The organism is Halolamina pelagica (assembly GCF_900115675.1).
Taxonomy (GTDB): domain Archaea; phylum Halobacteriota; class Halobacteria; order Halobacteriales; family Haloferacaceae; genus Halolamina; species Halolamina pelagica.
The window spans coordinates 132,574-158,162 of sequence record NZ_FOXI01000004.1; the positions used below are offsets into that span (position 1 = coordinate 132,574).

The window sequence follows — 25,589 nt, forward strand, 5'->3', positions numbered from 1 at the left end:
CACGATCACGCGGACTTTTCGCGTGAATCGGTGGGGGTCGTCGGGCGCCGATAGCCTACTGATCGAACGCCTCCCGCAACTCTTCGTCGATCGACCACGTGCCGTCGCCCTTCCCACTCAGTAGTAGCACGCTCGCGCGGACGAGTGAGAACTGTGTGTCGAGAATCGAATAGACCGGCTGTACGGAACCGAGGCGCTCTCTCGACCCGAGCAGGACGAACGATCCGAGCACCAGCGGCGTGATGGCTCCGAGCGGACCCGCGAGACCGAACGATATCGCGACCGTTCCGACGACTGATGTGGCAAGCAGCCAGGGGGTGACGATCATGAACCACCAGTTGAAGGGTAGTACCGCCCGCCCGTACCCTCCGAAGCGGCCGAGCATACCCCGTTGGCGCCAGAGGAGCCGAAGCAGGCCCATCGCCCGCCTGTCTTTCTGTTGCCGGCGCTTCGTGAACTCGGAGTGGGCTGCTTCCTTGTACTCGATCTCGGGGTCGAAAACCACTCTCCCCCCGTTTTTCCTGATCTTCAGGGCCAACTCGGTGTCGTCGGCGATCGAATCGCTGTCGATCGGAACGATGGCATCGTTCCGGAACGCGGAGAACGGGCCGTGGAAGATGAACGTCGAATCGATGTGGGACTCGAGCGTCTGGATCCTGGCTTGGATGTCACGATATCCACGCTCGACCTCGCTACCGCCCAGAACCTCCGCGTTTCGACCCGTTACCGCATCGACGGACGGGTCGGAGAGGTTCGCCGTCGCTTCCCGCAACGCGCCCGGCGCGACCCGGGAGTCACAGTCGGTCTTCACGACGACCTCGTTGCTCGCGGCTTCGTAAGCCTCGTTGAGCGCGACGGCGAGACCACGGCGTTCCTCCTCGCGTATCAGCGTGAGCTCCGGATCGCTCCGTTCGTCGAAGAACTCCCGGATGAGCTCCGGCGTCGTGTCCTCACTGGAGTCGACGACCACCAGCTCCACCTTCTCCATCGGGTAGTCGAGGTCGAGAACGTCCTCGAGCTTCGAAACGACGATATCCTCCTCGTTGTACGTTGGGAGAACGATACTGACCGTCGGTTCCCACGACTCCTTCTCGATCGGCGAGCCCTCCGGACGTTTCACCGCGTACAGTGCCAGATAGGCCAAGTACGGTAGTCCGGTAAGCGCCAAGAGCTTACCGACGTATCTGCCGAGCCAATTCATGGGCGTTCTTCTCCGCCCCCGTTGAAAAACACCCGCGGTTGGATCTACGCTTCGGGTTCCCCGTCGAGGAACTCGGAGACGGAGTTCGCGAACTGAGCGACGTTTCGTGGGGAACTGTCCCCCCAAACGCCGGGGTAGCTTCCTTCGACGATGGCGGACGCGACTTCGAGTACTTCCTCGTCGGACAGACCCTCCGAGTTCACTGCCGCGTACAGGTCCCCCTCCACGTCGTCGATGTCGTCGACGTCGTGTACGTACTCCGAGTCGGCATAGAACCCGCGTCCGAAGGCGACGACCGGTTTCCCGAACATCAGCGATTCGAAACCGACAGTGTTGTTAAGCGTCACGACGGCGCCCGCGTTCTCGATGATCTCCCTGGAGTTGAGAGTGTGATCGATCGCGGTAGCGACCCGAGAAATCTTCCGTGGGAACGGCAGCGGAAGCTCACCGATTCGCCGTGGGTGGTCCTTGACGACGAGTTTGTACCCGTGTGGAAGCGATCGAGCGACGTACTCGATCAACCACAGTTGATTGTAGTACGCGTTCGCACGATACGTGACACGGGACTCCCGGAAGTACTGGATCGGGAAGTAGACGAAGTTCTCCTCCTCAATCACCTTCCGAGACTCACGCTCGTCCAAATACTCCCGAGCGAAGTACTTCGCCTTCAGGTCTCCGACTGCCGACCGCCGTAACCACCCGACTGTCGGGCCGAGAAGGTCTCCGCGATAGTTCCGGATCGCTTGGACCTTCTGTGCGATCTGATCCAGGAGACTCTTTGAGGAGGAACCGATCTGCTCTCGTTCCCCGGTAATCTCCTCGACGAACGCTTCTGCTTCCTTGCGCTGTCCGGAGGAGAGTTCGTCGTAGGACACGTCGTCGAACGCATTCCACGAGAGGGTGTCGTCTCCGTGGAGCGAACACATCCCCGCCTTCGGTGAGAACCCACGACAGACCACGGGTAACCCGTGATGCATTGCGACGCGATTGAGACACTGGCGGAATATCTCGCCACCTTGGTTCTGTACGGGAATATAGCCCTTCTCGGAGTATAGCGAATCCAGTTTGTCGAGCCATCTGTGGAGGCGATCAACGTACTCGTCGTACGGAATTTCGTTGTTTGGGAGGTAGAAGGTGTAGTTCGGGGAGACGTAGTCGTAGTCGTACGCCATATCGGGGAATACGAAGTTCCGAGACGACCGAACACCGTACTTCGACAGTAGCTCGTCCAACTCCGTGCTCGGGGTGTGGTTCTCGGCCGTCTCTAAGACGGCCTCCGCCGGGAACACGCGTTCTGCTTCTCCCTTCACGTAGTCGTTTTTCGGGAGGACGACGCAGTCACGGTCTGCGTCGGTGAACTCGTCGTACAATCCGCGGACGAACTCCGTGTTGTTGAACGAGACGAGAGGGATGATGAGATCGCGAGAACTACGGTCGCTCATGGTCTGATGGTCTCTCAGTTTTATTAAAAGCGTTTTGAACGATCACAGTCTTAGTCGGGGAGACTGTTTCCGGGAGCAATGGAACTGCCCGAGGGTGGCCAAGCACTCCGCCTCGATTTCTACACTCTTGGATTGTTCTCAAATGATATCATTTGTCTGTGGCGAAACGTCGTCGATAAGTCCACTCGTTCAACAGCACCAACAGAAGTAAGCACGAACACTACACGCCGATAACGCCTGGATACTACCGCTTCAATGAGCTTTGTCGACGCATCACAGCTCGTGATGAACGACTACTATATGGAGCCGAATAGTAGCTACTGGCATGAACGTCGTTGCAAGCATCCAAGCACGGTTGGGCTCAACGAGACTTCCCGGAAAGGTGCTGTATCCCCTCGGTGAAAAGCGGATACTGGAGCGGTGCATCGATCGCGCAAAACAGGCCGACTCGATCGACAAGGTCGTCGTTGCTGTTGGTGACCGGCCAGAGAACGATGCGTTACGTGAGTTCTGTGACCGCTACAATGTTAGCTACTCCGTCGGACCCGAGGATGATTTACTCTCGCGTCACCTTTCAGTATCGAAAGAGACAGATTGTGATATACTCGTACGAATTACTGCGGACTGTCCTTTCCTGCCAAGCCAGGAGATCGACCGCGTCGTCAATGAGCATTCATCAAACGATAGCCGATACACCACTAACGTGACCGATCAAATGCCGATCGGCACCGCTGTCGACGCGATAAACCCTGATGTGCTTGAAGAGTTAGACGAACTCGGAGAAACACACCCTGTGAAGCGCCCCCGATCTGATACCGACGAGTGGAAGACGACCTTCACGAGCAACGAATCGTGGTCTTCTGTCCCGGATGTCGATCTAGCCGTCGACACACCGAATGACTACTGGACGCTAGTTGACGCGCTGGATGCTGTCGGGGACGACTTCTCCGAAGTCGCGGACTGGATTTCCGAATAAGTACCTATATATTCTGCCCAAATCAAGCGAACGGTATGACTCTCACAAGGGACAGCATCGGTAAATTCGTCGCACTTGGTGGGACCTTTATGACTCATCAGGAAGAGAAGGAGCGGACGTACCGCTGGCCGGATCTGTGGGTCGTTCCCGATGAGGCGATCATCAACGAGAACGAGCCCATCCGAATCCCCGAGCGAGTCGAGAAAATAAAGCCTGGAGCCGAGATTTCAGCTGTCATCGGTGACAAAATCTACGAGGCCGACGATGCCGAAGCATGGGAGGCAATCAAGGGGTTCACTATCTCCAACGACGTAACCGCTTCCGGGGATTGGCCCGGTTGGTCCGACCCCGACCATGGAATGGTGACTGGGGTCGGTTATAAGCTCCTCCCAACGTTCTCACCGATTCTGAGCGACTACGTGGAAAAGAAGGATAGCCTGGAGTACGATGACCTCTCCGTCGAAGTTCGGGTTGACGATAAGGTCGCCGTGTCTGGATCAACGTCTGAGATGGCTTTCTCGATCGCCGAGATGGTTTCGTTCGCCAGCAACGTTTGTAAACTCCACGAGGGCGATGTCGTCGCTCTGGGTGATCCGGGGAACCCGACCCACAATCTCGACGACGCGGACTCAGTCAGCTGCTCCATCGAAGGGGTCGGTGAACTAACGAACCCTATCGAACGCGTATAACGGTCGGATGCATGCCGTAATACGGGCTGACGGTAGCGATACGATCGGTTATGGACACCTAGCCCGTACAAGTGCTTTAGCCGAAATCCTACTTGAGAGGGGTCATCGGGTGAGTTACGCCACTACGACCCCCGAATCAGCAGAAAGGATGTGTCCGCAAGATGTCGGACTGATTCCTCTATCTGACAGAACCAGTCCTGCTGAGCTCCTGGATTGGATCGGTGAGAACGATCCCGATTTCGCTTTCGTGGATGCGTATCCCGTTGACACAAACTACCAATCACTACTCCGTGAAAGGATACCGCTTGCTGTGCTACAAGACGATGCGCAACAAGCGGTTTGTGCAGACGTTCTGATAAATGGGAACCTGTATGCGGAGGAATTGGAATACGACATCGTCGGTGATGAACCGATACGATGTCTCGGCCCGAAGTACCTCCCGGTCCGGAGTTCGATCTCCTCGCTCGCACAGAAACTTCCAGCTTGGCGTCAACCGCCGCAAAAAGCAGTCATCACCTTCGGAGGAAGCGATATCAAGAACTTAACCCCGCGCACGGTCAGGGCTTTCGATGGGACCGATATCAGTATTACTGCCGTTGTCGGTCCCGGTTCTTCCAACGAGAGATCAGTACGGGACGCTGCATCCGCGGTCGACACCGAGGTCACAGTACTTCGCGATCCGACTGACTTTGGCCAGATCCTCTTCGATGCTGACCTCGCGGTGAGCGCCTGTGGCAGTACCATCTACGAACTGCTCGCACTAGGAACCCCTACCGTCTCGATTCCAGTCGTCGACAACCAACGATTGATCGCCGAATCGCTGCGAGAACGAGAACTAGCGATCGTTCTCGACGAGGATCGGAAACAGTCTGATATTCGATCGGCAATACACAGGAGTATCAAACACCCGGATCTGAGAACAAAACATAGATGCGGCGGGAGAGAAACTGTCGACGGACGCGGAGCCCTCCGAATCTGCAACAGAACGCTTTCACTAGTAGAGCAGGAACGGTGGAGTCAATGAGCGACGACACTGAGATCGTCTTCCTTGGCATCAACGACGCCGGTATGAGGGTGTACAACTGGCTCTGTGACCGTAATGGGGTGTTCGTCCGTTCACTTCTCACGACCCGGGAGCAACTATCCTCCGTTCGAGAGACCCAACCGGAGTTCGTGGTCTCCTGCGGGTACAGCCACATCGTCCCGGACGATATCCTGTCGATCCCATCGGGTGGCTGTCTCAACCTCCATCCGGGGTATCTACCGTACAACAGGGGAGCCAACCCCAACGTCTGGAGCATAGTCGACGATACCCCCGCCGGGGCAACGCTGCACTACATGGACGAATCTCTGGACACCGGGGATATCGTCGCCCGAAAGGGGGTATCGACCGACTTCGCGGACACCGGAAAGAGCCTCCACCAGCGACTGGAAGACGCGCAGGTGGAACTGTTCAAGCAGCATTGGCCGGAGATCGAAGCCGGAGAGGAGTCTGTCACCGCACAGCCGGAGGAGGGGACGTACCATCGGACCGACGACTTCGAGGAACTCTGTGAGCTGAACCCCGACGAGGAGATGCGGGTCGAAGAACTACTGAACCGGTTGCGCGCGCTGACGTTTCCCCCGTACGACAACGCCTTCATCGAGTTGGAGGGGGAGCGGTTCTACGTCGACGTCGAAATTGAGCGGGCGGAGTAGCTACCGCTCCACGTCCTCCCAGTCGACACCCTTTCCTTCGGGAATCCGCCGGTCCGCGACAGTGCCGAGGAGTTCATCGTAGAACTTGGGATGCAGTCCGGACTCACGTTCACCCGGTCTGAGTACAGCCACGTTGTCCTCGGTGATCTCGGTCCCCGCAGTGATCTCCTCGACGGCGTGGATGCTTCTGCGTGCCTTTTCGAACAGCTCCTCCTCGACGTCGAGGACACGCTTCTCACCCGTCCCTAGCGCGGACTCGGTGGCACGGATCGCGCTCACCATCTGGTCGAGTTCGTCCGGCTCCAACGCGAACTGGTGGTCAGGACCCTCCATCGTCTTGTCGAGGGTGAAGTGTTTCTCCACCACGCTCGCGCCGAGGGCCACCGCTGCCGCCGGTGCCACGGTCGGATCGAGCGTGTGGTCGGAGAGTCCCGCCGGCACGTCGAACTCGCTCCGGAGGGTTTCGATCACTCGAACGTTGACATCCTCTATCGGGGTGGGGTAGGCAGCAACGCACTGTAGCAGCGCCAACTCTTCACAGCCGGCCTCCCGAAGCACGCCGACCGACTCCCGAATCTCGCCCATCTCGTGGGCTCCCGTGGACATGATCACGGGCTTATCGCTCTCTGCCAGATGTCGGAGGAAGGGGTGGTGGCTGCTGGTGTAGCTGGCGACTTTCCAAGCGGGTACGTACTCCGAGAGCTCCTCCGCCGACCGCTCGTCAAAGGGAGTCGACATGAAGTAGAGATCTCGGCTCCGACAGTACTCGTGGAGTTCGGGGATCCACTCGTAGGGCATCTCCATCGACTCGATGATGTCGTAGATCCTGCGTTCGTCGTCCAGGTATTCGACCTCCCCGCTGTCCTCCACGTAGAGGTCGTCGGCACGGAACGTCTGGAACTTCACCGCATCGGCGCCGGCGTCCGCCGCGGCATCGATGAGTTCCTTCGCGAGTTCGAGATCGCCGTTGTGGTTCGATCCCGCCTCGGCGATGACGAACGTCGGAGAGTCGTCACCGATCTCGTGATCTCCGATAGTACAATCGCTCATGCCCTGGCAAGGGCCAGCGACAGAATAAAAGCACCTACTCTCCAACGTAGCGGTGAAGCCGCCGGATTCCGGCTATCACGTCTTCGACGTCGCCGTCACTCATCTCCGGGAACAACGGGAGACTCACCACCCCATCGTACACCGACTCCGCCTCCGGGAACATCCCGCGTTCGTACCCGTACTCCTCTTGGAAGAACGGGTGATAGTGAAGTGGCACGTAGTGAACTTGGACCCCGATGTTCTCCGCGTGCATCGCGTTCACGAACTCCTTCCGGCTACAGCCGAACCGCTCGTCTATCTCGACCGCGTAGAGATGGTAGAACGGGTCCGCTTCTTCCGTAGCCGGGGGTGTGTGGATGCCGGCCATATCCCCGAACGCGTCGTCGTACTCGGCGATGATCTCGTTACGTCGGGATTTGAACTCGGACAACCGATCGAGCTGTGAGAGTCCCAGCGCCGCCTGCATATCCGTGATGTTGTAGTTGTACCCCTCACCTTCGACGACTTGGTACCACGGTTCGCCCTCGTGGCCTTCGGGGGCGTAGTCCATATCGAACGATCGGAGGCGGCGCAATCGATCGGCGAGGTCGCCGTCGTCGGTGACGACCATGCCTCCCTCTCCCGTCGTGATGTTCTTGACGGGGTGAAAGCTGAACACCCCCATGTCCCGTTGTGCGCCGAGACCTTCCCCTCGCCACGTCCCGCCGAACCCGTGGCAGGCGTCCCAGACGACCGTTAGGTCGTGATCGTCGGCGACTTCCAGCAGCCCCTCGATGTCGGCCGGATGCCCACCGTAGTGCATCGGGATCAGTCCCTGGGTGTCTTCCGTGATCCGCTCCCGAACAGCATCGGGATCGAGCCCTCTCGTTTCGGGGTCGATGTCCGCGAACACCGGCTCGGCACCCGTGTAGGTCGCGGCGTGGGCGGTCGACGCGAACGTGAGTGGTGTTGTCACGACCTCGTCTCCTTTCCCCCAACCTGCTGCTCGGCCCGCGAGGTGGAGAGCAGTCGTCCCCGATGTCGTCGCGACCGCGTGATCGACGCCGACAACGTTTGCAACCCTATCCTCGAATCGCTCGACTGTCGGCCCGCGGGTTATGTAGTCTCCGTCAAGCGCGTCAGAAACAGCGGTCTTGTCCTGTTGCCGGATCTGTTGGCCGCCGTACCCCAGTAGTTCCTCACGGACCGGTTCGCCGCCGTACTTCGCTGGCGTACCGTCAGACATCTTCCTGCTCCTGCATCCACTCCCGAAGTCGCTCTATACCTTCCTCGAGGGAGACTTCGGGCTCCCAGCCCAGCAACTCCTCCGCCTTGCTCTGATCGCACCGGAGTTTCTGGACCTCACTCTGGGGGTGGTGATGCTCGACGTGTGTGATCTCCGTCCCCTCACTGGCGATTGACTCCGCGAGTTCGTTGATCGAAATGTCGACCCCTGTTCCTGCGTTGATTACTTGACCGACTGCTGCATCGCTGAAGGTCGCCTCCACGATGAAGCGGGCACAGTCGGTCGCGTAGAGCAGGTCTCGAGTCTGCGTGCCGTCGCCGTATATCTTCAGCGTATCTCCGCGGATATCCCGATCGGTGAAGATGGACACCACACCGCCAGCCATCCCAGTCTGCTGGAACGGTCCGTACGTATTGAACGGCCGGAGGATCGTCACCGGCAGGTCGTAGCCGTGGTAGTACGATTCGGCCATGTTCTCGGCTGCCAGCTTCGACCCCGCGTACGGGGATGCCGGCTTTACGGGATGGTCCTCGTCGATCCCGCTATCGGAGTCGACCATGTCGTACACCATACACGTGCCGACGAGTCCGAGCCGAGTGTCCGTCTTTCGACACTCCTCGAGCACGTTCTGTGTCCCCACGACGTTCGTCTCGAAGTGTGACTCCGGATCGTCGAGGCTCTCTTGGACGTCGATCTCGGCCGCGAGGTGGAAGCACGCGTCCACGTCGTCGTGGATGGCCGACTCGACCACCGACGCGTTCCGCACGTCACCCTCCACCAGCTCGAAGTCGGGGTCGTCCGCGAAGGCGGCGACGTTCCGCTTACTTCCGTTAGAGAGATCGTCGATCCCGGTGACGGAGTAGCCACGCTCCAACAGTTCGCGGACGACCCAACGGCCGATGAACCCCGCTGCCCCCGTTACGACGACCGAACCGCCAGTCATGCGTCCACCTCGAGCACATCGTTCTCGTCGAGAACTGACTCGATCTCGCTTTCCGTGAGCTTCTCCGCAGCCCCCGAGGAACGCACAACTGAATCCGTCGGAGAGTAGCCGTCGATCCCCTCGTGGGTCAAGTAGCCGTTGTTCCCCTTCGTCTCGGGGACGACGGCGTACGTCGACGACCCTTCGAGGGTACGCTGTGCCTCGCGCTCGGTCAGTGTCTCTTCGTGGATCGTCTCGCCGATTCGTTTCCCGATGTACTTCCGCTCGATCTCGTCCGGGTCGTGGCCGTACTTCGGTGCGAGTGACTCGATCATCACTTCGGCCAGGTCCTCGATCCCAATCGCATCCATCTTGTGGACGAACACCTCTCCTCCCTTCGTCTTCTCGATAGCTTCGATAACGAGGTCGCCCAACTGCTCCCAAGTCAGGAAGAAGCGAGTCATCCGCTCGTCGGTGATCGTTACCGGGCCGCCGTCGCGGATCTGCTCACGGAAGAGAGGGATAACGGACTGGGAGGAGTTGATGACGTTCCCGAACCGGACCGACGCGAGCTTTATTCCCGGTCGCCCCTTGTACTTGTTCCCTGCCGTGATCAGCTTCTCGCCGAGGAGTTTGGTCGTCCCCATCGTGTTCGCGGGGTCGACGGCTTTGTCGCTACTCGTGAAGACGACCCGTTCGACGCCCGCGTCGATCGCCGTGTCGACGACGTTCTGAAGCCCGAGGACGTTCGTCTTGACGGCTTCGAACGGGTTGTACTCGGAGATGTCGACGTGTTTCATCGCAGCCGTGTGTACGACGATGTCGATACCGTTGAACGCGCGGCTGAGACGGTCCTTATCACGAACGTCGCCCGTCAGGAACCGGCACCGTTCGTCGTCGAGCGATCGCTTGAGGCTCGCGATGTTCGCCTCGTTGTTGTCGAACACCCGAACCACGTTGGGATCTTCCTCGAGTAGCCGCTCGACGAGGTAGCTCCCGACCGATCCGGCACCGCCAGTGACTAACACATCGTTTCCTTGTATCATCTGTCTGTATGAGTTTGAGAACGGTAGGCCGAGCCGTTACTCCAAGTTCTCACGTCGCCATTATGAACGCTACGACTGCCCAGCAGAGACCGCACCGTGACTCCCATCGGAAAGCGTCTGTCGGTCCACCGGCTTCGATTGCCCTTCGACAAGGACTAGGCGCCGGAGTATCCAGTTGCTCTCGAATGGCGGTAAACCTCGACGATGCGTTCGAGAAACTGTTCAAAGGGGGTGGGATACTCTTCTTTGGCCTCGTCGTCGAGCTCGGGGTCTCCTTCCTCGCGAAAGCACTCATCGCCCGGTATCTGGGACCGTCCAACTACGGCGCCGTTTCGCTGGGAATCACGATGCTCGCCCTCCTTTCGACGCTGTCGCTTCTCGGACTCAACACCGGGGTCGGCAGATACCTCCCCCGGTTCGATGACGAGTCCGACCGCCGAGGCGTGATGTGGTCGGCGTTCCAGATCGTCCTCCCTGTTTCGGTGTTGGTGGGGGTGATCGTCGCCGTCTCGGCGGAGCCGATCGCCACGTACGCGTTCCATAACCCCTCGATCGTCCCGATCATTCGAACGTTCGGCCTCACGGTCCCGTTCGCGGCGTTGATGAAACTCTCCGTCGGTGGCATTCAGGGGGTCCAGTTGGCGAGACCGAAGGTCATCGTCAACAACTTCACGCCGCCGATAACACGGTTCACCGCCGTGGCCATCGCCCTCGTAGTCGGTGCGGGTGCCGTCGGCATCGCGACAGCGTACGCGCTCGCGTACGTCGCGGCCGCGCTGGTCGGCTTGTACTTCGTAGTTCGAAAGACCCCGATGTTTTCGAGCGTGAAACCGACATCGATGCACCGTGAACTCCTCTCGTTTTCGGCCCCGCTCATCGTGAGCAGCGCCATGGGGTTCGTCCTGACGGATCTGGACACCTTCATGCTCGGGTACTTTGCGACGACGAACGCGGTCGGGGTTTACAACGTCATATACCCGCTCGCTCACCTTCTGATGGCCGCCTTGACGGCGTTCGGCTTCCTCTTCGTCCCGGTGATATCCCGGCTGGACGCCGAAGGCGAGACGGAGGACATGAAACGAGTTTATCAAGTCGTGACGAAGTGGATCTTCATGGCCACGCTGCCCGCGTTCCTGGTCATCGCGCTGTTCCCCGAACTCACCATCTCGATGACGTTCGGGAACGAGTACCGCGTCGGTGCAACCGCGCTGTCGATCCTCTCCATCGCCTTCTTCTCGCATTCGATCGCCGGACCGAACGCGAACGTCCTCACGTCCATCGGGCGGACCCGCGCGATCATGTGGGACAACATCGTCGTCGCGGTCGTCAACACGATCCTGAACCTCCTACTCATACCGCGCTACGGCTTCCTCGGAGCCGGGATCGCGACCGCCGCATCGTATCTCCTACTGAACTTTCTCTACTCCCTGCAGCTCTACCGCGAAACGGGGATCCACCCGTTCTCGTCGGGGCTCGTCCGCCCCGGTCTCATGGGGGGAGGCCTCGTCGCGGTCGTCGCTTGGGTCACTCGAACGTACTTCACCGTCACCATCCCGGTGCTCGTTGCGATGTTCCTCGTGTTCCTCTCCGCGTACGGGGTCGTCATCCTCCGCTTTGGCGGCGTCGAGGAGGAGGAGGTCACCCTCGTGCTGAGCTTCGAGGAGCAGTTCGGGATCGACTTGGGACCGTTCAAGACGATCGCGAAAGCCCTGATCAAGGACCGGTGAGCGTTCACCCGTGGCGGGCCACGATGGACCGGAACTGTTCAGGGAGGCCCGAACAGTTCGACCGGCAGTCCCGAGCACCGACGTGACGACGGTTGGTCCCGCGTCAAAGCGCGGATTCCCGATTCAACCACCTGCCGGTGCGGATCACTCGACGGTGACGCTCTTCGCCAGGTTCCGGGGCTTGTCGATACTCCGCCCCTTCAGGTCGGCCACATGGTAACTGAACAGCTGGAAGTACACGTTCGCCACCAGCGGTTCCATCTCCCCCAACTCCGGTACCGGGAACGACTCGTCGACGAACTTGCTTGCATCCCGATGATCGTCGGAGACGGCACCCAACACGGGCGCCCCACGGGACTCGACCTCCTTGACGTTGTTCAGCGTCTCCTCGGCGTTCGACCCCGCCGTCAGAACCGCCAGTACCGGCGTATTCGGCGTCACTAACGCCAACGGACCGTGTTTGAGTTCGCCCGCTGGGAACCCCTCTGCGTGGTCGTAGCTGATCCCCTTCAGCTTCAGCGCGCCCTCCAGCGCGACCGGGGCACCGAGCCATCGACCGAGGAAGAAGAACGCATCACCGTCGGCGTACGTCACCGGGGCCTCCCGGACCTCGGCCTCAGCGTCCAAGGCCTGCTGGACGGCCCCAGGGAGGCCGCGAACGTCTTCCAGCAGGCTCCGCGCCTCCGAAGGGGAGATCACGTCGCGTCGTCGACCGACGTGGACCGCGAGGAGCGCCATCGTCGCCACCTGTGAGCAGAACGTCTTGGTGGCGGCGACGCCGATCTCGGGACCGGCACGGATGAACACCGTGTCGTCGGCCTCGCGCGTGATCGTGCTCCCGAGGGTGTTCGTGACTGCGAGCGTCCGCGCGCCCGCGAGATCCGCTTTTCGAAGTGCGGAGAGCGTGTCCGCGGTCTCACCGCTCTGCGTGACCGCGACCACGAGCGTCCGCCACGGGCCCGGCCGCTGCCGAACTCGTACTCCGAGGCGATTTCGACCGACGTGCGCACGTCGGCGTGGGCCTCGAACAGTTCCGCGGCGTACAGCCCGGCGTGGTAGGACGTGCCAGCAGCGACAAACTGGATCTCATCCACCGACTGGAGGTACTCGGTCGGGAGGTCGACTTCGAGATCCACTTCGCCTTTCATCTCGTCGACGCGACCCGACAGGGCCTGCCGGAGCGCCTGTGGCTGCTCGTGGATCTCTTTGAGCATGTAGTGGTCGTAGCCACCCTTCTCGGCGGCTTCGGCCTCCCACTCGATCTCCTCGACTTCGCGGTCGACGACCTCGCCATCCTCGTAGGTGGTGGTCCCGTCGTCGGTGACGTGAACCACGTCGCCGTCCTGCACGTAGCTCACCCGCCGCGGGTGCTCGAGAAACGCCGTCACGTCGCTCGCGAGGAACGTACCGTGCTCGGCCGGCCCGTCCACGAGCGGACTGTCCTTGCGTGCGGCGACGATACCCTCGTGCCCGTCCGCGACGACGCAGATCGCGAAACTCCCCGAAAGCTCCTCGACGACGTGCTCGACCGCCTCGACGAGCGACTCGTCGGCGGCCAGCCGCTCCTCGACCAGATGGGGGACGACCTCGGTGTCGGTTTCGCTGGTGAACGTGTGACCCCGATCTTCGAGTTCGGTCTTCAGCGTATCGCAGTTCTCGATGATCCCGTTGTGAACGACCGCGACCTCCCCCGACTCGTCGGTGTGGGGATGCGCGTTCGCGTTCGTCGGCTCGCCGTGGGTTGACCACCGTGTGTGCCCGATCCCACCGGTTGCCGGGGCGTCGGCCGGGAGCACCTCGCGGAGCGCCGAGAGTTCGCCCGCCCGCTTGTACACGTCGAGACCGTTCTCGTTCTGGAGCGCGATCCCCGCGGAGTCGTAGCCGCGGTACTCCAGGTTCACCAGCCCCTCGGTCAGGATCGGGAGCGCCTGTTCCTCGCCGAAGTAGCCGATGATGCCACACATGGTTAGCCCCGCCGCACCTCCGTTCCGTCCTCGATCCGCCCGTCGACCGCGGTGCCGATCCCCACGGTCGTATCGTTGCCCAGTACCGTCCCTGGCGCGAGCGTCGCTCCGCCGCCGACGGTCGCATTGTCGCCGACGACACCGCCGAGTCGGACGCCCTCGTGGATCGTCCCCACGACGACGTCCGTCTCCCCGCCGGCGACGGTCGTGTTGGCCTCGATCGTCGCGTTCTCGCCCACGACGCAATCACTCACCACGGCGCCGTCACCGATCGTGGCGTCGGACAACACGACCGCGTTCGAGACGACCGCGTTCGCGCCGATCTCGACGTTGTCCCCGAGCGACGTGCCGGGGAGCACCCGTGCACCGGGCCGGACCCGAACGTCCGAACCCAGCGCGACCGGCTCCACGACGGTCGACTGGTCGTGGACGCCGACGCTTTCGGCCGTCGTTGCCGCGAACCGATCGAGCGAGCGGGCGTTGACCGACAGCAGGTGCCAGAGGTGAGATACGTCGAGCCAGAGCCCGTCGAACGGCACCGCACGGAGCGTCTCCGCCTCCTGGATCGCCGCGGTGACCGCGAGCTCACCGTCGGAGTCGACCGACTCGAGCAGCTCGAACACCGACGGGTCGAAGCCGTACACTCCTGCGTTGATGAACTCCGTCGCAACCGTTCGGGCCGGCGGCTTCTCGGTGATCGACAGGACTTCCCTGCCGTCGAGTTCGACGACGCCGTAGTTCTCGGGTCGTTCGGCCCGCGTGATCGCCATCATGGGTCCGTCCCGGCCGCGGTGCTCGTCGACGACCGCCGAGATCGCGTCGGGTTCGACGATCCGGTCGCCGTTCAGCGCGATGAACTCCTCGTCGACCTGGTCTCGGGCCTGCAACACCGCGTGCCCTGTGCCGAGCTGTTTGTGCTGGACCGAGTACTCGATGTCGACGTTCCACGCGTCGCCGTCGCCGAAGTAGTTCTGAATCCGCTCGCGCTTGTAGCCGACGACGAACAAGAACTCGTCAATCCCCGCTTGGCGACACGCGTCGATCACGTGTTCGAGTAGTGGTCGGTTCCCGATCGGCAGCATCGGTTTGGGGCGGGTTCGGGTCAGCGGCCGGAGCTGCGTCCCCTCACCAGCCGCGAGCACGATCGCCTTCATGGTCGTCCCTGTGTGTGCATGGTGTTAGTACTCCGTGTGGATGTCTCGCGTTACTGTCTCACCCGGTCCGGTACGAGCGTCGGAATCGAGTTTCACGCTGGCGTTGAGGGTGGTGTCGATCCCGGTCTTCGCGCCGTCGCCGCCGACGACACCGAACTTCCGGCGGCCGGTGTCCGTCGACTCCCCTTTCACCCTGAGTTGGACGGTCCCGTCGTCGTGTCTGAGGTTGGCGACGACAGTGCCGGCACCGAAGTTCACGTCGCGCCCCAACACCGAGTCGCCCACGTAGGAGAGGTGACCGATCGTGGCGCCCTCCATCAGCACCGAGTTCTTCACCTCGACCGCGTGGCCGACCTTCGCGTCCGGGCCAACCACGCTCTTGCCCCTGACGTACGGTTCGGGCCGACGCTCGCCCCCGAACGGATCAGCGTCGGTCCCTCGACGATCACGCCCGACTCGACGGTCGCTCCGTCCTCGACGACAACCGGTCCCGAGAGCTCCGCGTCGGGGCTCACGTCGCCGTCGACCCGTCGATCGATCCCGTCGAGGAACCACTCGTTGGCTTCGAGCAGTTCCCACGGTCGGCCGACGCCGAGCCAGAAGCCGACGTCGACGGCGGTCAGGTCGAACGCGTCGACGACGCGTGCGAGCACGTCGGTGATCTCGTGTTCGCCCCGCTCGCTTTCGGGTACGTCGAGCCACTCGCGTGCCGTCGCCGGGAACGCGTACGCACCGACGTTGACCCGGTTCGACGGCGGGTCGTTGGGCTTCTCGACCACGTCGGTCACGACGCCGTCTTCGACGTCCATGACGCCGAACGGCCGGGGATCGTCGACTTCGTGGGCGCCGACGGCCGGTGCCGCGTCGTACAGCCTCTCGAGCGACGCGGAATCGTACAGGCCGTCGCCGTTGAGAACCGCGAACGGCTCGTCGTCGAGTCGTTCCTTCGCCGCGCGGACGGCGTCGGCGGTTCCGCGCTGGTGCCTTTGGACGGCGTACTCGACGGGGACGCCGGCGTACTCCGTCCCGAACCACTCCCGAACGGCGTCGGCTTCGTAGCTGACGACGAACACGAGCCGTGAGGCATCGGCCTCGACGGCCGCATCGGCTGTGTGGGCTACTAGCGGCCTGTCACCGACCGGGAGCATCGGTTTGGGGCGACGCGCCGTAAGTGGCTGCATCCGCGTCCCTTCGCCGGCGGCGAGGATAACTGTCTGCATCAGTTCGTCTCCGAACCCGGCTCTTCTGTTGTGTCGTCTCTGGGGCTGGTCTCCCAGGACACGGATGGTACGCCGGTAGCCGTCCCCCGGATCGACCTCCCTTCCGGAACGTCGTCGATGGCGAATCCTCGACCATGCCCGTCGTTGCACAGCCTGACTGAATAGCGTAGCGTTCACGAGACACGACGGAAGACCAGCCGAGACGAGAGCAATGGATCGGACAGTCGCCCCCCTTCGACCGAAGTAGGGAGGCGACTTCCTCCTCGAATACACAAACCTTATCCCCGTTTTGCTACGATTCACGCCAATGAGTTCGCGCAGCGAAAGTGACGACTTACTCCAGTCACTCCGCCGTACGGCAACTGACTGGTATCACGTCCCCGCGCTCCTCCTCGCGATGGCGTGGATGTTCTGGGTGCGGATGCAGAACTACTCGAACTTCCTCCGAAACGGGGAGGTATACTTCTCCGGTAACGACGCCTGGTACCACCTCCGGGAGACGAACTACATCGTCCGGAACTTCCCGTCCTCCATGCCGTACGACATCTGGACCGGTTTCCCGATCGGGAACTTCGTCGGCCAGTTCGGGACCCTCTACGACCAACTGATCGCACTCGTCGCTCTCGTCATCGGCCTCGGTTCCCCGACCGACACCCTCATCGCCAAGACCCTCCTCGTCGCACCGGCAGTGTTCGGTGCGCTGGCCGTCATCCCTGTCTACTTCATCGGCAAACGCTTCAGCAGCCGTATCGGGGGGCTGTTCGGTGTCTTCCTTCTCGCACTCCTGCCCGGGCTGTTCCTCCAGCGGACGCTCGTCGGGGCCGCCGACCACAACGCGGCCGAGCCGTTCTTCATGGGGCTGGCGATGGCCGGGATGTTCGGTGCCGTCGCGGCCGCCCAGCGCACCACTCCCGTTTGGGAGGTGGTCCGCGAGGAGCTGTTCGAATCCCGTGAGATCGATACGCTCCGGGAGCCGCTCGCGTGGTCGCTCGCCGCCGGGTTCCTCTTCGGGCTGTTCATCTGGACGTGGCCGCCCGCTGTGTTCCTCGTCGGGATCGTCGGCCTGTTCCTGGTCGTGAACGTCACCACGGACGTCGTTCACAGCAACACACCGGAGCCGGTTTCGTTCGCGGTGGCCGTGTCGATGCTCGTCACCGCGCTGATGAGCCTTCTCGCGATCGATACGTTCGGCTTCTCGACGAACGTGCTCTCGCTCCTCCAACCGCTCGCAGCTCTCGCGGTCGCTGGGGCCGCGGTAGGCCTCTCTTGGCTCGCGCGCTTCTGGGAAGGGGAGGAGCGTCCTGCCTCCCAGTTCCCGGCTGTCGTCGCGGGGCTCGGGATCGTCGGTGTCGCTCTCGTCGCGTTGCTCTTGGGGAGCGCTTACGACCTCGTCGCCTCCAACCTCCTCCGGATCGTCGGCTTCAGCGCCGACGCCGCCACCCGAACCATCTCCGAGGCTCAGCCGTTCATCAGCCCGACCTCGATCCAGCAGTACGGGCTCAACTCCGCCTCCGAGCGCGTCGTGATGGAGTACGGGATCACGTTCTTCACCGCGGTCCTTGGTGTCGTGCTCATGCACGCTCGGCCCCTGCTCCGGAAGGGGACCCAGCGCGCCTACACCTACCTCGGCGGGAGCCTCGTGATCACCGCGCTGATCTTCCTGACGCCGCTGCCGAGCGTCGTCGGCGGCGCCGTCGGCATTGACCAGCAGGTGCTCGGCCTCCTGATCGTCGCCGTGCTCCTCGCCGGCGCGCCGCTGGTCGCCGAGTACGAGGCGACCGACCTGCTGTTCGTGGTCTGGGCCGCGTTCCTCACCTCGATGGCGTTCACCCAAATCCGCTTCAACTACTACCTCGCGGTCGTCGTCGTCGTCGCGAACGCGTACCTGTTCGCGCGCGTGCTCGACTACATCGACGTCGACGCCGCGCTCGCGGCGGCCGACCTCGAGGCCCGCACGATCGGGTTCGCGACGGTCCCGGTCGTGTTCGGGCTGCTCCTGCTCGACCAGACGCTCGCGGCGATCGTCGTCGCCGCAGCCGTCCTGGTCTCGGCGATCATGTTCGTCGATGAACTCGAGGGTCACCAAGTGCTCACCATCGCCGCCGTCCTCCTGCTCGTCGCCGCGCCGGTCCTCGCGGTCCCGGTCACGCTCGGCGGCTCGGCCCAGAGTGGCGGGACGCAGACGGCCACCTCGGTCCAGACCGGCAACAGCACCGGTCCGGGCGCGGTACTCGCGTGGGAAGGGACGTTCGACTGGATGCAGAACAACACGCCCGAGGAGGGGAACCTCGGCGGCGCCGGTAACGCCGACCGGATGGAGTACTACGGCGCCTACGAGCGGACTGACGACTTCGAGTACCCCGAGGGTGCCTACGGCGTGATGTCCTGGTGGGACTACGGCCACTGGATCACCACCCAGAGCGAGCGGATCCCGAACGCCAACCCGTTCCAGCAGGGCGCGACCAACGCGGCGAACTACCTCCTCGCGCCCAACGAGAGCCAGGCCCAGGCGGTTCTCGACCGCCGCGCCCAACCGGGTGAGGAGACCCGCTACGTCATGGTCGACTACCAGATGGCCTCGGTCACCTCGAAGTTCAGCGCGCCGGTGACGTTCTACGACGACGAGAACGTCTCCTACGGCGACTTCGCGGAGCGCGTGTACAGCCTCCAGGAGACCGAGCGCGGCACGTTCGTCGACAGGAGCTCGCAGGTGTACGAGCAGCGCTACTACGACAGCCTGATGGTGCGGCTCTACCGCTACCACGGCTCCGCACAGGAGGCCCAGCCGATCGTCGTCGACTGGGAGACCCGCGAACTGACTGCCGCCGACGGCAGCACGGTCGAGGTCCGGACCGTCGGCGACAACGAGTCGATGGTCAAGCGCTTCCCCAACATGACCGCGGCCGAGGAGTACGTCGAGGAGGACGGCAGCGCCCAGATCGGCGGGGTCGGGCCGTTCCCGAGCGAGGACGTGCCCGCGCTGGAGCACTACCGGCTGGCGAAGGCCAGCGAGGCACAGAACCGGAACTTCCAGCTGAACGACCGGCGCCAGGCCGCGATGGCGGGCGACCAGCTCTACGGGCTGATCTATCAGTCCACGAGTACGACGCCCTCGTGGGTGAAGACGTTCGAGAAGGTGCCCGGCGCGACCGTCGAGGGCTCCGGGGCGCCCGCGAACACCGAGGTGACCGCCTCGGTCGAGATGCGGATGCCGAGTTCGGACGGGACGTTCGTCTACACGCAGCACGCCGAGACGAACGCGGACGGCGAGTTCACGCTGACGCTGCCGTACTCGACGACGGGCTACGACGAGTTCGGCCCGGAGAACGGCTACACGAACGTGAGCGTCCGCGCGAACGGGAGCTACACGGTCACGACGCCGTCGACGACCAACGAGTCCGGCTACGCGATCCAGTACGGACAGGAGTTCAACCTCTCGGAGGGGAAGGTGCTGGGCGTCGACGAGGAGCCCAAGCAGATCACCCTCGAGGAGCGCACGCAGGCGCCGGAGGGCGCCCAGAACGGCTCCGACGCCGGCGGGAACGACACCAACACCAGCAGCCTGACCGCGCCTGACTCGTTCACCGCGGACTCGACGGACGGCAGCGGTGAGTTCTCGGCGGACGCCGGGAGCGTGGACGGGCCGACGACGAACGAGCTCTCGACTGACGCGCTCGGACCGGCTGCTCGCGTGACGAACTGATGCGCGGACGGGAGTCCCTGGGCGTCTACCTCCGCGGGATCGTGATGGGCGCCGCCGACGCGGTGCCCGGCGTCTCGGGGGGGACCATCGCGCTGCTGACCGGCATCTACCCCCGGTTGATCGCCGCCATCACCGCCGTCGAACCGGACCGACTGCTCAACATCGCGGCGGCGCCGCTGCCGGCCCGCCGGGCCGACGCCGTCGACGCGTTCCGAGAGATCGACGGGTCCTTTCTCGCCGCGCTGGGGCTGGGGATCGCGACCGCGCTCGTCACCGTCTCGCGCGTGCTCGAGCACGCGATGGCCGCCTACCCCGCGGCGACGTTCGGCGGGTTCTTCGGCTTCATCGGCGCCTCCGCGTGGCTGCTACGCGGCGAGATGCGGTTCGACACCCGCGACCAGCAGGCCGCCGCAGTTGCCGGGTTCGCCGTTGCCTTCCTGCTCTCCGGGCAGGCGGAGGGGGCGCTGGGACACAGCCCCGTCGTGACTTTCCTCGCCGGGACGGTGGCAGTGAGTGCGATGATTCTCCCGGGGGTCTCGGGATCGCTACTCCTGCTCCTGCTGGGGCAGTACGCCTACATGATCGATCACCTGAATGCGTTCATCGATGCGCTCCTCGCAGTCGCACGTGGCGGCACAGTTGCGCTCCCGCCGGGGACGCCGACAATCGTCACGTTCCTCGCGGGCGCGGTCGTCGGCCTGTTTACGGTCGCACACGCGGTCCGGTGGGCGCTCGACCGCGGGAGGGCGGCAACGATGACGTTCCTCGTCGCGCTGGTCGTCGGCGCGCTCCGGGCGCCGGTCGTCCAGACTGGCCAGCGACTCGAGGCCGGATGGTCCCCGGCAGCGATCGGCCTGTTCGCCGTCGCGGCGGTCGTCGGCGCCGCCGTCGTCATCGGGATCGAGTGGGCGACGAGCGGGGAGATGGTGACGCCAGACGCGTAGGCGTCCCCGCATCGCGGGAAGTGCTTGGCCCAAGCGATTGCTGGTGCGGGTGTTTCGGTGCCTACCGCCACAGCAACGGCCACCGTCCCTCCGAGTGTGGCCTGTGCGCCACACAGCGGTGACGGCGGCTGGTGCAGCGAACTACAGAGCTGGGCACATCCGCAACAACCGCCTTGGCGGCACAGCGTACAAGCCACGCGCAGCGCCGCTCCAGCGATGCCGTGGTGTCCCCGTGAGAATCACGGTGTGAGGGAACTGGTCAGCCGCCATCGCACGACGACCTACTGGCTGGCCGCCATCGCGCTCCGTCCGACTGTCTTCCGGCACACCGCCTGCAGCCCGCTGTCTGGTGATGCTGTCGTCGTGTGACTGCTCCCGCACTGGCGATTCAGCGAGTCAGGACTGGGCGTCGACGACCGAGCACCGCTCAAGCCACGCATGCCCATCGACGAGTAGGAGACCGGAGATGATCCACGCTGTTTCAGCCTCGCTGTGCCCGGCGCATAGTGACGAATTGCCAGCAGTTACGGGTCTGTAGTTCGTCCAGTGTCGAACTCGTAGACGCGGCGCCGTGTCGGCCGGCAGTGGTCCGATCGCGATCGCTGCCCTCTTTGACTGGTCGCTACGCGGCCCGGCGGTTGGCTTTCAGTCTCGCCGCTGGAGTGGTTCACTCTGCTCACTCGCTGCTCCGGTATTCATCACGACGCAGACTGCCTACAGCTGTCTCGAACGGGTGTTTTCCGGACTGATGACCGTCTGTAGTTTCTTTAGGGGACGTCGAACGAGAGCGCGACAACGTGGGACGGCCGGTTCAGGGTTGACGAGGAACCCGCTGACTGTCGGTCCAGCCTCATCGCGATCATCACCTCCTTGCGGGCGACGTCTTCGGGCTGTTCACCGGCTCCCACGGCGTAAAGTGGACACTCGCGCTTCGCCGGGCGGCGACGATGACGTTCCTCGTCGCATTGGTCGTCGGCGCGCTCCGGGCGCCGGTGGTGCAGACGGCGACGCGCCTCGAAGCCGGCTGGACCCCGACTGCGCTCGGTAGCTTCGCCGCGGCAGCGGTCGTCGTCGCCGCCGTGGTCGTCGCCGCCGACTGGGCCGCTGGCGGCGAGGCGATCGACATCTGAGTGGCACCCGTTGCGGCGCCCCGCCAGCGCGTCTCAACAAGGCTTAATCCCCGCGGCCAGTTGCGTGGCGTATGAGCGAAATCACGGTCGTGCTGCCGGACGGGTCGGAGCTCTCCGTCCCCGAGGACGCCACGGTCGAGGACGCCGCCTACGAGATCGGTCCCGGGCTCGGGGACGACACCGTCGCGGGCGTCGTCGACGGCGAACTCGTCGCCAAGGAGGACCAACTCCACGACGGCGCTCGGCTCGAAATCGTTACCGACCAGTCCGACGAGTACCTGGACGTGCTGCGTCACTCCGCGGCCCACGTGTTCGCGCAGGCGCTGCAGCGCATCCATCCCGAGGCGAAGCTCACCATCGGCCCTTCGACCGACGACGGGTTCTACTACGACGTGACGAACGTCGACCTCGACGACGACGACCTCGACGCCATCGAGGCGGAGATGGCGGAGATCATCGAGGCCGACTACGAGATCGAGCGGCTCGAACGCTCCCGGGAGGAGGCGTTCGAGCAGTACGCGGACAACCGGTTCAAACGCGAGATCCTCGAGGAGGAGGCCGGCGACGCCGAGACGGTCAGCTTCTACCGCCAGGACGGCTGGGAGGACCTCTGTCAGGGCCCACACGTCGAATCCACCGGGGAGATCGGCGCCGTCGAACTGCTCAACATCTCCTCGGCGTACTGGCGCGGCGACGAGGAGAACGAGTCGCTCACCCGAGTCTACGGCACGGCCTTCGAGTCCGAGTCCGACCTCGAGGAGTACCTCGAGATGCTCGACGAGGCCGAGGAGCGCGACCACCGCCGCATCGGCAAGGAGATGGACCTGTTCTCCGTGCCGGACCACTCGCCGGGCTGTGTCCACTTCCACCCGCCGGGGATGACCATCCGACGGGAACTCGAGGAGTACATCCGGGAGAAGAACGACGAGCTCGGCTACGACGAGGTGTGGACGCCCGAACTCAACAAGGCCGAACTCTGGAAGCCCACGGGCCACTACGACAACTTCACCGAGAACGGCGAGATGTTCAACTGGGAGCAGGACGACACCGAGTACGGCCTGAAGCCGATGAACTGCGCGAACCACGCGCACGTGTTCGACACGTCGAGCCACTCCTACCGCGACCTCCCGATCCGGCTCTCGGAGTTCGGCACCTGCTACCGCAACGAGCAGTCCGGCGAGCTCTCGGGGATGCTCCGCGTGCGCGGGTTCACGCAGGACGACGGCCACGCGTTCATCCGTCCCGACCAGATCGAGCAGGAGATCCGGAGCACCCTCGGCGTCGTCAAGGAGATTTACGAGGACTTCGGCTTCGACATCGGCTACAAGCTCGAGACCCAGGGCGACAACGCGGTCGGCTCCGACGAGATGTGGGACGACGCCACCGAGTCGCTGGAGGCCGCGCTCTCGGGTGAGGGGCTCGACTACGAGATCGAGGCCGGCGAAGCCGCCTTCTACGGGCCGAAGATCGCCATCGACGCCGAGGACGCAATCGGGCGCCAGTGGACCGTCGGCACCGTCCAACTCGACTTCAACATCCCGCGCCGGCTCGAACTCACCTACGTTGGCGAGGACAACGACGAGCACTACCCCGTGATGGTCCACCGCGCGCTGCTGGGCTCCTTCGAGCGGTTCATGGGGGTCCTGATCGAGCACTTCAAGGGCCGGTTCCCGCTCTGGCTCGCGCCCGAGCAGGTGCGCATCCTGCCCGTCTCCGACGACGCGCTGGGCTACGCCCACCGCGTGAAGAACGACCTCGACGACTTCCGCGTCGAGGTGGAGGACCGCGACTGGACCGTCGGCCGGAAGATCCGCGAGGCCCACGACGACCGCGTGCCCTACATGATCATCGTCGGGAGTGACGAGGAGGAGGCCGGCACCATCTCGGTCCGCGACCGCTACGAGCGCGAGGCCGACGACATCGACCCCGAGGCGTTCCGCGAGTACCTCGAAGCCGAGCGTGAGGAGAAGCGCCTCGAGCCGGACTTCCTCGAGGAGTAACTAGAGCAGCGCGTTCACGAACCCGACGAGCGCGCCGACGATCAGCGTGATCGCGAGGAGGATCGCGACCCACTTCCGCCCGTTGCCGCGGAACGTCGGCGTCTCCGCCGGGAACAGCGGCGAGAGCCCGCCCCGCGATCCGTCGCTCATACCCCACCTTCTCGCGCTGCGGGCATCAACCCTCGCCGCATCGACCGCTTCCCCCGCCTTTTAGCAGTCTCACGCCGAACCCCCACGTATGTCCGACGCACCCGACGTGGGAGAGCTCTCACCGCCGAACCGCACGCTGATGGGTCCCGGCCCCAGCGACGTGCACCCGCGCGTGCTGCGCGCGATGTCGACGCCGCTGGTGGGCCACCTCGACCCCTCGTTCGTCGAACTGATGGACGAGGTGCAGGAGCTGCTGCGCTACACGTTCCGCACCGACAACGAGTGGACGATCCCCGTCTCCGGGACCGGCTCGGCGGCGATGGAGGCCGCGATCGGCAACGTCGTCGAACCGGGCGACACGATGCTCGTCCCGACCAACGGCTACTTCGGCGGGCGGATGGCCGAGATGGCCGAGCGCGCGGGCGGCGACGTCGTCGAGGTCGACGCGCCGTGGGGCGAGCCCCTCGACCCCGACGACGTGGCCGCGGCGTTCGACGCCCACGACGTCGACGTGTTCGGCTTCGTCCACGCCGAGACCTCGACGGGCGTGCTCCAGCCCGAGGTGCCCGCGCTCACCAGCATCGCGCACGACCACGACGCGCTGGTGATCGCCGACACCGTCACCTCGATCGGCGGCGTCGAACTCCGCGTCGACGAGTGGGACGTCGACGTTGCCTACGCGGGCCCGCAGAAGTGCCTCTCCTGCCCGCCGGGGGCGTCGCCGCTGACGCTGAACGACGAGGCGATGGAGAAGGTGCTGAACCGTGAGGCGGACGCCCGATCGTGGTACCTCGACCTCTCGCTGCTGGAGGGGTACTGGGGCGAGGAGCGCGCGTACCACCACACGGCGCCGATCACCAACGTCTACGCGATCCGCGAGGCGCTCCGACTGGTCGCCGAGGAGGACATCGAGGAACGTTGGGCGCGCCACCGACGCGTCGCGGGCGCACTGAAGGCCGGGCTCGAGGCGATGGGGCTGGAGATGAACGCACCGGAAGAGTACTGGCTGCCGAGTCTGAACGCCGTCCGCGTGCCCGACGGCGTCGACGACGGCGAGGTCATCGACTACCTGCTCGACGCGTACGACCTCGAGATCGCCTCCGGACTGGGCGATCTGGAGGGCGACATCTGGCGCATCGGCTGCATGGGCTACTCCGCGAACCCGAAGAACGTCTCGCTGGTCGTGAGCGCGCTCGGCGACGCGCTCGCTCGGCAGGGCGTCGACGTGGACGTTGGCGCGGCCGTCGAGGCGACGGCCCGGGAACTCGAGCAGTAACGGCGGACGCTCCTCGTTTTCCGCGGTAGTTCTCGGCTGCTGCCTCCTGCGTGGCTCGGTCACTCGTGACCC

18 protein-coding genes and 2 pseudogenes are annotated in these 25,589 nt (G+C 63.8%); 10 read left to right on the plus strand and 10 right to left on the minus strand.

Translation table 11 applies throughout. From position 1 onward, the window contains the following. Nucleotides 1-55: 55 nt before the first annotated feature. Nucleotides 56-1,201 (minus strand): glycosyltransferase, encoded by a 1,146-nt coding sequence (locus BMZ83_RS07210; RefSeq protein WP_074877138.1) that lies wholly within the window; start codon nucleotides 1,199-1,201, stop codon nucleotides 56-58. A 44-nt stretch (nucleotides 1,202-1,245) separates the two neighbouring features. Then, entirely contained in the window at nucleotides 1,246-2,571 is a 1,326-nt protein-coding gene (locus BMZ83_RS07215; RefSeq protein ID WP_166623221.1) for a capsular polysaccharide export protein, LipB/KpsS family, read from the minus strand. A gap of 397 nt (nucleotides 2,572-2,968) precedes the next feature. On the opposite strand from BMZ83_RS07215, the gene BMZ83_RS07220 reads away from it, so the two are divergent. Genes BMZ83_RS07220 through BMZ83_RS07235 form a run of 4 tightly spaced genes read left to right on the plus strand, consistent with a single transcriptional unit; the run spans nucleotide 2,969 to nucleotide 6,006 of the window. Next, nucleotides 2,969-3,619 carry a cytidylyltransferase domain-containing protein gene (locus BMZ83_RS07220; protein WP_074877142.1) on the plus strand — a complete coding sequence of 217 codons (651 nt, stop codon included), beginning with the start codon at nucleotides 2,969-2,971 and terminating at the stop codon, nucleotides 3,617-3,619. A gap of 35 nt (nucleotides 3,620-3,654) precedes the next feature. After that, a complete protein-coding gene (locus tag BMZ83_RS07225; RefSeq protein WP_074877144.1) occupies nucleotides 3,655-4,308 on the plus strand; it encodes a fumarylacetoacetate hydrolase family protein in 654 nt (217 codons plus the stop codon). A gap of 7 nt (nucleotides 4,309-4,315) precedes the next feature. After that, on the plus strand, nucleotides 4,316-5,332 hold the full coding sequence (pseG, locus tag BMZ83_RS07230) for a UDP-2,4-diacetamido-2,4,6-trideoxy-beta-L-altropyranose hydrolase (protein ID WP_074877146.1): 1,017 nt from the start codon (nucleotides 4,316-4,318) through the stop codon (nucleotides 5,330-5,332). Continuing rightward, complete coding sequence (locus BMZ83_RS07235; protein ID WP_074877149.1) at nucleotides 5,329-6,006, plus strand: formyltransferase family protein; 678 nt, start codon at nucleotides 5,329-5,331, stop codon at nucleotides 6,004-6,006. Before pseG ends, BMZ83_RS07235 begins: the two co-directional genes overlap by 4 nt. Here the strand turns inward: BMZ83_RS07235 and BMZ83_RS07240 are convergent, their stop codons facing one another. From BMZ83_RS07240 to BMZ83_RS07255, 4 genes are read right to left on the minus strand one after another with little or no spacing between them, the layout of a single operon-like run. Beyond that, on the minus strand, nucleotides 6,007-7,056 hold the full coding sequence (locus tag BMZ83_RS07240) for an N-acetylneuraminate synthase family protein (protein ID WP_074877151.1): 1,050 nt from the start codon (nucleotides 7,054-7,056) through the stop codon (nucleotides 6,007-6,009). Between the two features lie 34 nt (nucleotides 7,057-7,090). Continuing rightward, nucleotides 7,091-8,281 (minus strand): DegT/DnrJ/EryC1/StrS family aminotransferase, encoded by a 1,191-nt coding sequence (locus BMZ83_RS07245; protein WP_074877153.1) that lies wholly within the window; start codon nucleotides 8,279-8,281, stop codon nucleotides 7,091-7,093. After that, complete coding sequence (locus BMZ83_RS07250) at nucleotides 8,274-9,224, minus strand: dTDP-glucose 4,6-dehydratase (RefSeq protein WP_074877155.1); 951 nt, start codon at nucleotides 9,222-9,224, stop codon at nucleotides 8,274-8,276. Before BMZ83_RS07250 ends, BMZ83_RS07245 begins: the two co-directional genes overlap by 8 nt. Beyond that, complete coding sequence (locus BMZ83_RS07255) at nucleotides 9,221-10,231, minus strand: SDR family NAD(P)-dependent oxidoreductase (RefSeq protein ID WP_245748687.1); 1,011 nt, start codon at nucleotides 10,229-10,231, stop codon at nucleotides 9,221-9,223. Before BMZ83_RS07255 ends, BMZ83_RS07250 begins: the two co-directional genes overlap by 4 nt. A gap of 203 nt (nucleotides 10,232-10,434) precedes the next feature. On the opposite strand from BMZ83_RS07255, the gene BMZ83_RS07260 reads away from it, so the two are divergent. Continuing rightward, nucleotides 10,435-11,976: a flippase gene (locus BMZ83_RS07260; RefSeq protein WP_074877159.1), complete on the plus strand. Its 1,542-nt coding sequence runs from the start codon at nucleotides 10,435-10,437 to the stop codon at nucleotides 11,974-11,976. 144 nt (nucleotides 11,977-12,120) lie between these two features. Here BMZ83_RS07260 and glmS read toward each other — a convergent pair. The 3 genes and pseudogenes from glmS to glmU all read right to left on the minus strand — a co-directional run bounded on the left by glmS (nucleotide 12,121) and on the right by glmU (nucleotide 16,314). Then, nucleotides 12,121-13,940 (minus strand): annotated as a pseudogene (gene glmS / locus BMZ83_RS07265) (glutamine--fructose-6-phosphate transaminase (isomerizing)). 2 nt (nucleotides 13,941-13,942) lie between these two features. Further along, nucleotides 13,943-15,094, minus strand: coding sequence for a sugar phosphate nucleotidyltransferase (locus BMZ83_RS07270; protein ID WP_074877161.1), 1,152 nt, complete (start codon nucleotides 15,092-15,094; stop codon nucleotides 13,943-13,945). A gap of 24 nt (nucleotides 15,095-15,118) precedes the next feature. After that, nucleotides 15,119-16,314 (minus strand): annotated as a pseudogene (glmU, locus tag BMZ83_RS07275) (bifunctional sugar-1-phosphate nucleotidylyltransferase/acetyltransferase). Nucleotides 16,315-16,621: 307 nt separating this feature from the next. Between glmU and BMZ83_RS07280 the strand changes: the two are divergent. The 4 genes from BMZ83_RS07280 (at nucleotide 16,622) to thrS (ending at nucleotide 24,091) form a co-directional block, all read left to right on the plus strand. Then, a complete protein-coding gene (locus BMZ83_RS07280; protein WP_074877163.1) occupies nucleotides 16,622-20,017 on the plus strand; it encodes an oligosaccharyl transferase, archaeosortase A system-associated in 3,396 nt (1,131 codons plus the stop codon). Next, entirely contained in the window at nucleotides 20,017-20,961 is a 945-nt protein-coding gene (locus tag BMZ83_RS07285) for a DUF368 domain-containing protein (protein ID WP_074877165.1), read from the plus strand. The genes BMZ83_RS07280 and BMZ83_RS07285 overlap by 1 nt, the downstream gene beginning before the upstream one ends. A gap of 947 nt (nucleotides 20,962-21,908) precedes the next feature. Beyond that, nucleotides 21,909-22,091 carry a hypothetical protein gene (locus BMZ83_RS07290; protein WP_074877167.1) on the plus strand — a complete coding sequence of 61 codons (183 nt, stop codon included), beginning with the start codon at nucleotides 21,909-21,911 and terminating at the stop codon, nucleotides 22,089-22,091. A 71-nt stretch (nucleotides 22,092-22,162) separates the two neighbouring features. After that, nucleotides 22,163-24,091 carry a threonine--tRNA ligase gene (gene thrS, locus BMZ83_RS07295; protein ID WP_074877169.1) on the plus strand — a complete coding sequence of 643 codons (1,929 nt, stop codon included), beginning with the start codon at nucleotides 22,163-22,165 and terminating at the stop codon, nucleotides 24,089-24,091. Here thrS and BMZ83_RS16805 read toward each other — a convergent pair whose 3' ends face one another. Next, complete coding sequence (locus tag BMZ83_RS16805; protein WP_166623223.1) at nucleotides 24,092-24,241, minus strand: hypothetical protein; 150 nt, start codon at nucleotides 24,239-24,241, stop codon at nucleotides 24,092-24,094. 88 nt (nucleotides 24,242-24,329) lie between these two features. Here BMZ83_RS16805 and BMZ83_RS07300 point away from each other — a divergent pair, with 88 nt between their 5' ends. After that, nucleotides 24,330-25,517 (plus strand): pyridoxal-phosphate-dependent aminotransferase family protein, encoded by a 1,188-nt coding sequence (locus BMZ83_RS07300; RefSeq protein ID WP_074877171.1) that lies wholly within the window; start codon nucleotides 24,330-24,332, stop codon nucleotides 25,515-25,517. The last annotated feature ends 72 nt before the right edge of the window (nucleotides 25,518-25,589 follow it).

What these genes read in the sequence shown, in the direction of transcription:
- BMZ83_RS07210 (WP_074877138.1), bottom strand. Translation starts at nt 1,201, where the DNA reads ATGAATTGGCTCGGCAGATACGTCGGTAAGCTCTTGGCGCTTACCGGA.
- BMZ83_RS07220 (WP_074877142.1), top strand. Translation starts at nt 2,969, where the DNA reads ATGAACGTCGTTGCAAGCATCCAAGCACGGTTGGGCTCAACGAGACTT.
- BMZ83_RS07225 (WP_074877144.1), top strand. Translation starts at nt 3,655, where the DNA reads ATGACTCTCACAAGGGACAGCATCGGTAAATTCGTCGCACTTGGTGGG.
- pseG (WP_074877146.1), top strand. Translation starts at nt 4,316, where the DNA reads ATGCATGCCGTAATACGGGCTGACGGTAGCGATACGATCGGTTATGGA.
- BMZ83_RS07235 (WP_074877149.1), top strand. Translation starts at nt 5,329, where the DNA reads ATGAGCGACGACACTGAGATCGTCTTCCTTGGCATCAACGACGCCGGT.
- BMZ83_RS07240 (WP_074877151.1), bottom strand. Translation starts at nt 7,056, where the DNA reads ATGAGCGATTGTACTATCGGAGATCACGAGATCGGTGACGACTCTCCG.
- BMZ83_RS07245 (WP_074877153.1), bottom strand. Translation starts at nt 8,281, where the DNA reads ATGTCTGACGGTACGCCAGCGAAGTACGGCGGCGAACCGGTCCGTGAG.
- BMZ83_RS07250 (WP_074877155.1), bottom strand. Translation starts at nt 9,224, where the DNA reads ATGACTGGCGGTTCGGTCGTCGTAACGGGGGCAGCGGGGTTCATCGGC.
- BMZ83_RS07260 (WP_074877159.1), top strand. Translation starts at nt 10,435, where the DNA reads ATGGCGGTAAACCTCGACGATGCGTTCGAGAAACTGTTCAAAGGGGGT.
- BMZ83_RS07270 (WP_074877161.1), bottom strand. Translation starts at nt 15,094, where the DNA reads ATGAAGGCGATCGTGCTCGCGGCTGGTGAGGGGACGCAGCTCCGGCCG.
- BMZ83_RS07280 (WP_074877163.1), top strand. Translation starts at nt 16,622, where the DNA reads ATGAGTTCGCGCAGCGAAAGTGACGACTTACTCCAGTCACTCCGCCGT.
- BMZ83_RS07285 (WP_074877165.1), top strand. Translation starts at nt 20,017, where the DNA reads ATGCGCGGACGGGAGTCCCTGGGCGTCTACCTCCGCGGGATCGTGATG.
- BMZ83_RS07290 (WP_074877167.1), top strand. Translation starts at nt 21,909, where the DNA reads ATGACGTTCCTCGTCGCATTGGTCGTCGGCGCGCTCCGGGCGCCGGTG.
- thrS (WP_074877169.1), top strand. Translation starts at nt 22,163, where the DNA reads ATGAGCGAAATCACGGTCGTGCTGCCGGACGGGTCGGAGCTCTCCGTC.
- BMZ83_RS16805 (WP_166623223.1), bottom strand. Translation starts at nt 24,241, where the DNA reads ATGAGCGACGGATCGCGGGGCGGGCTCTCGCCGCTGTTCCCGGCGGAG.
- BMZ83_RS07300 (WP_074877171.1), top strand. Translation starts at nt 24,330, where the DNA reads ATGTCCGACGCACCCGACGTGGGAGAGCTCTCACCGCCGAACCGCACG.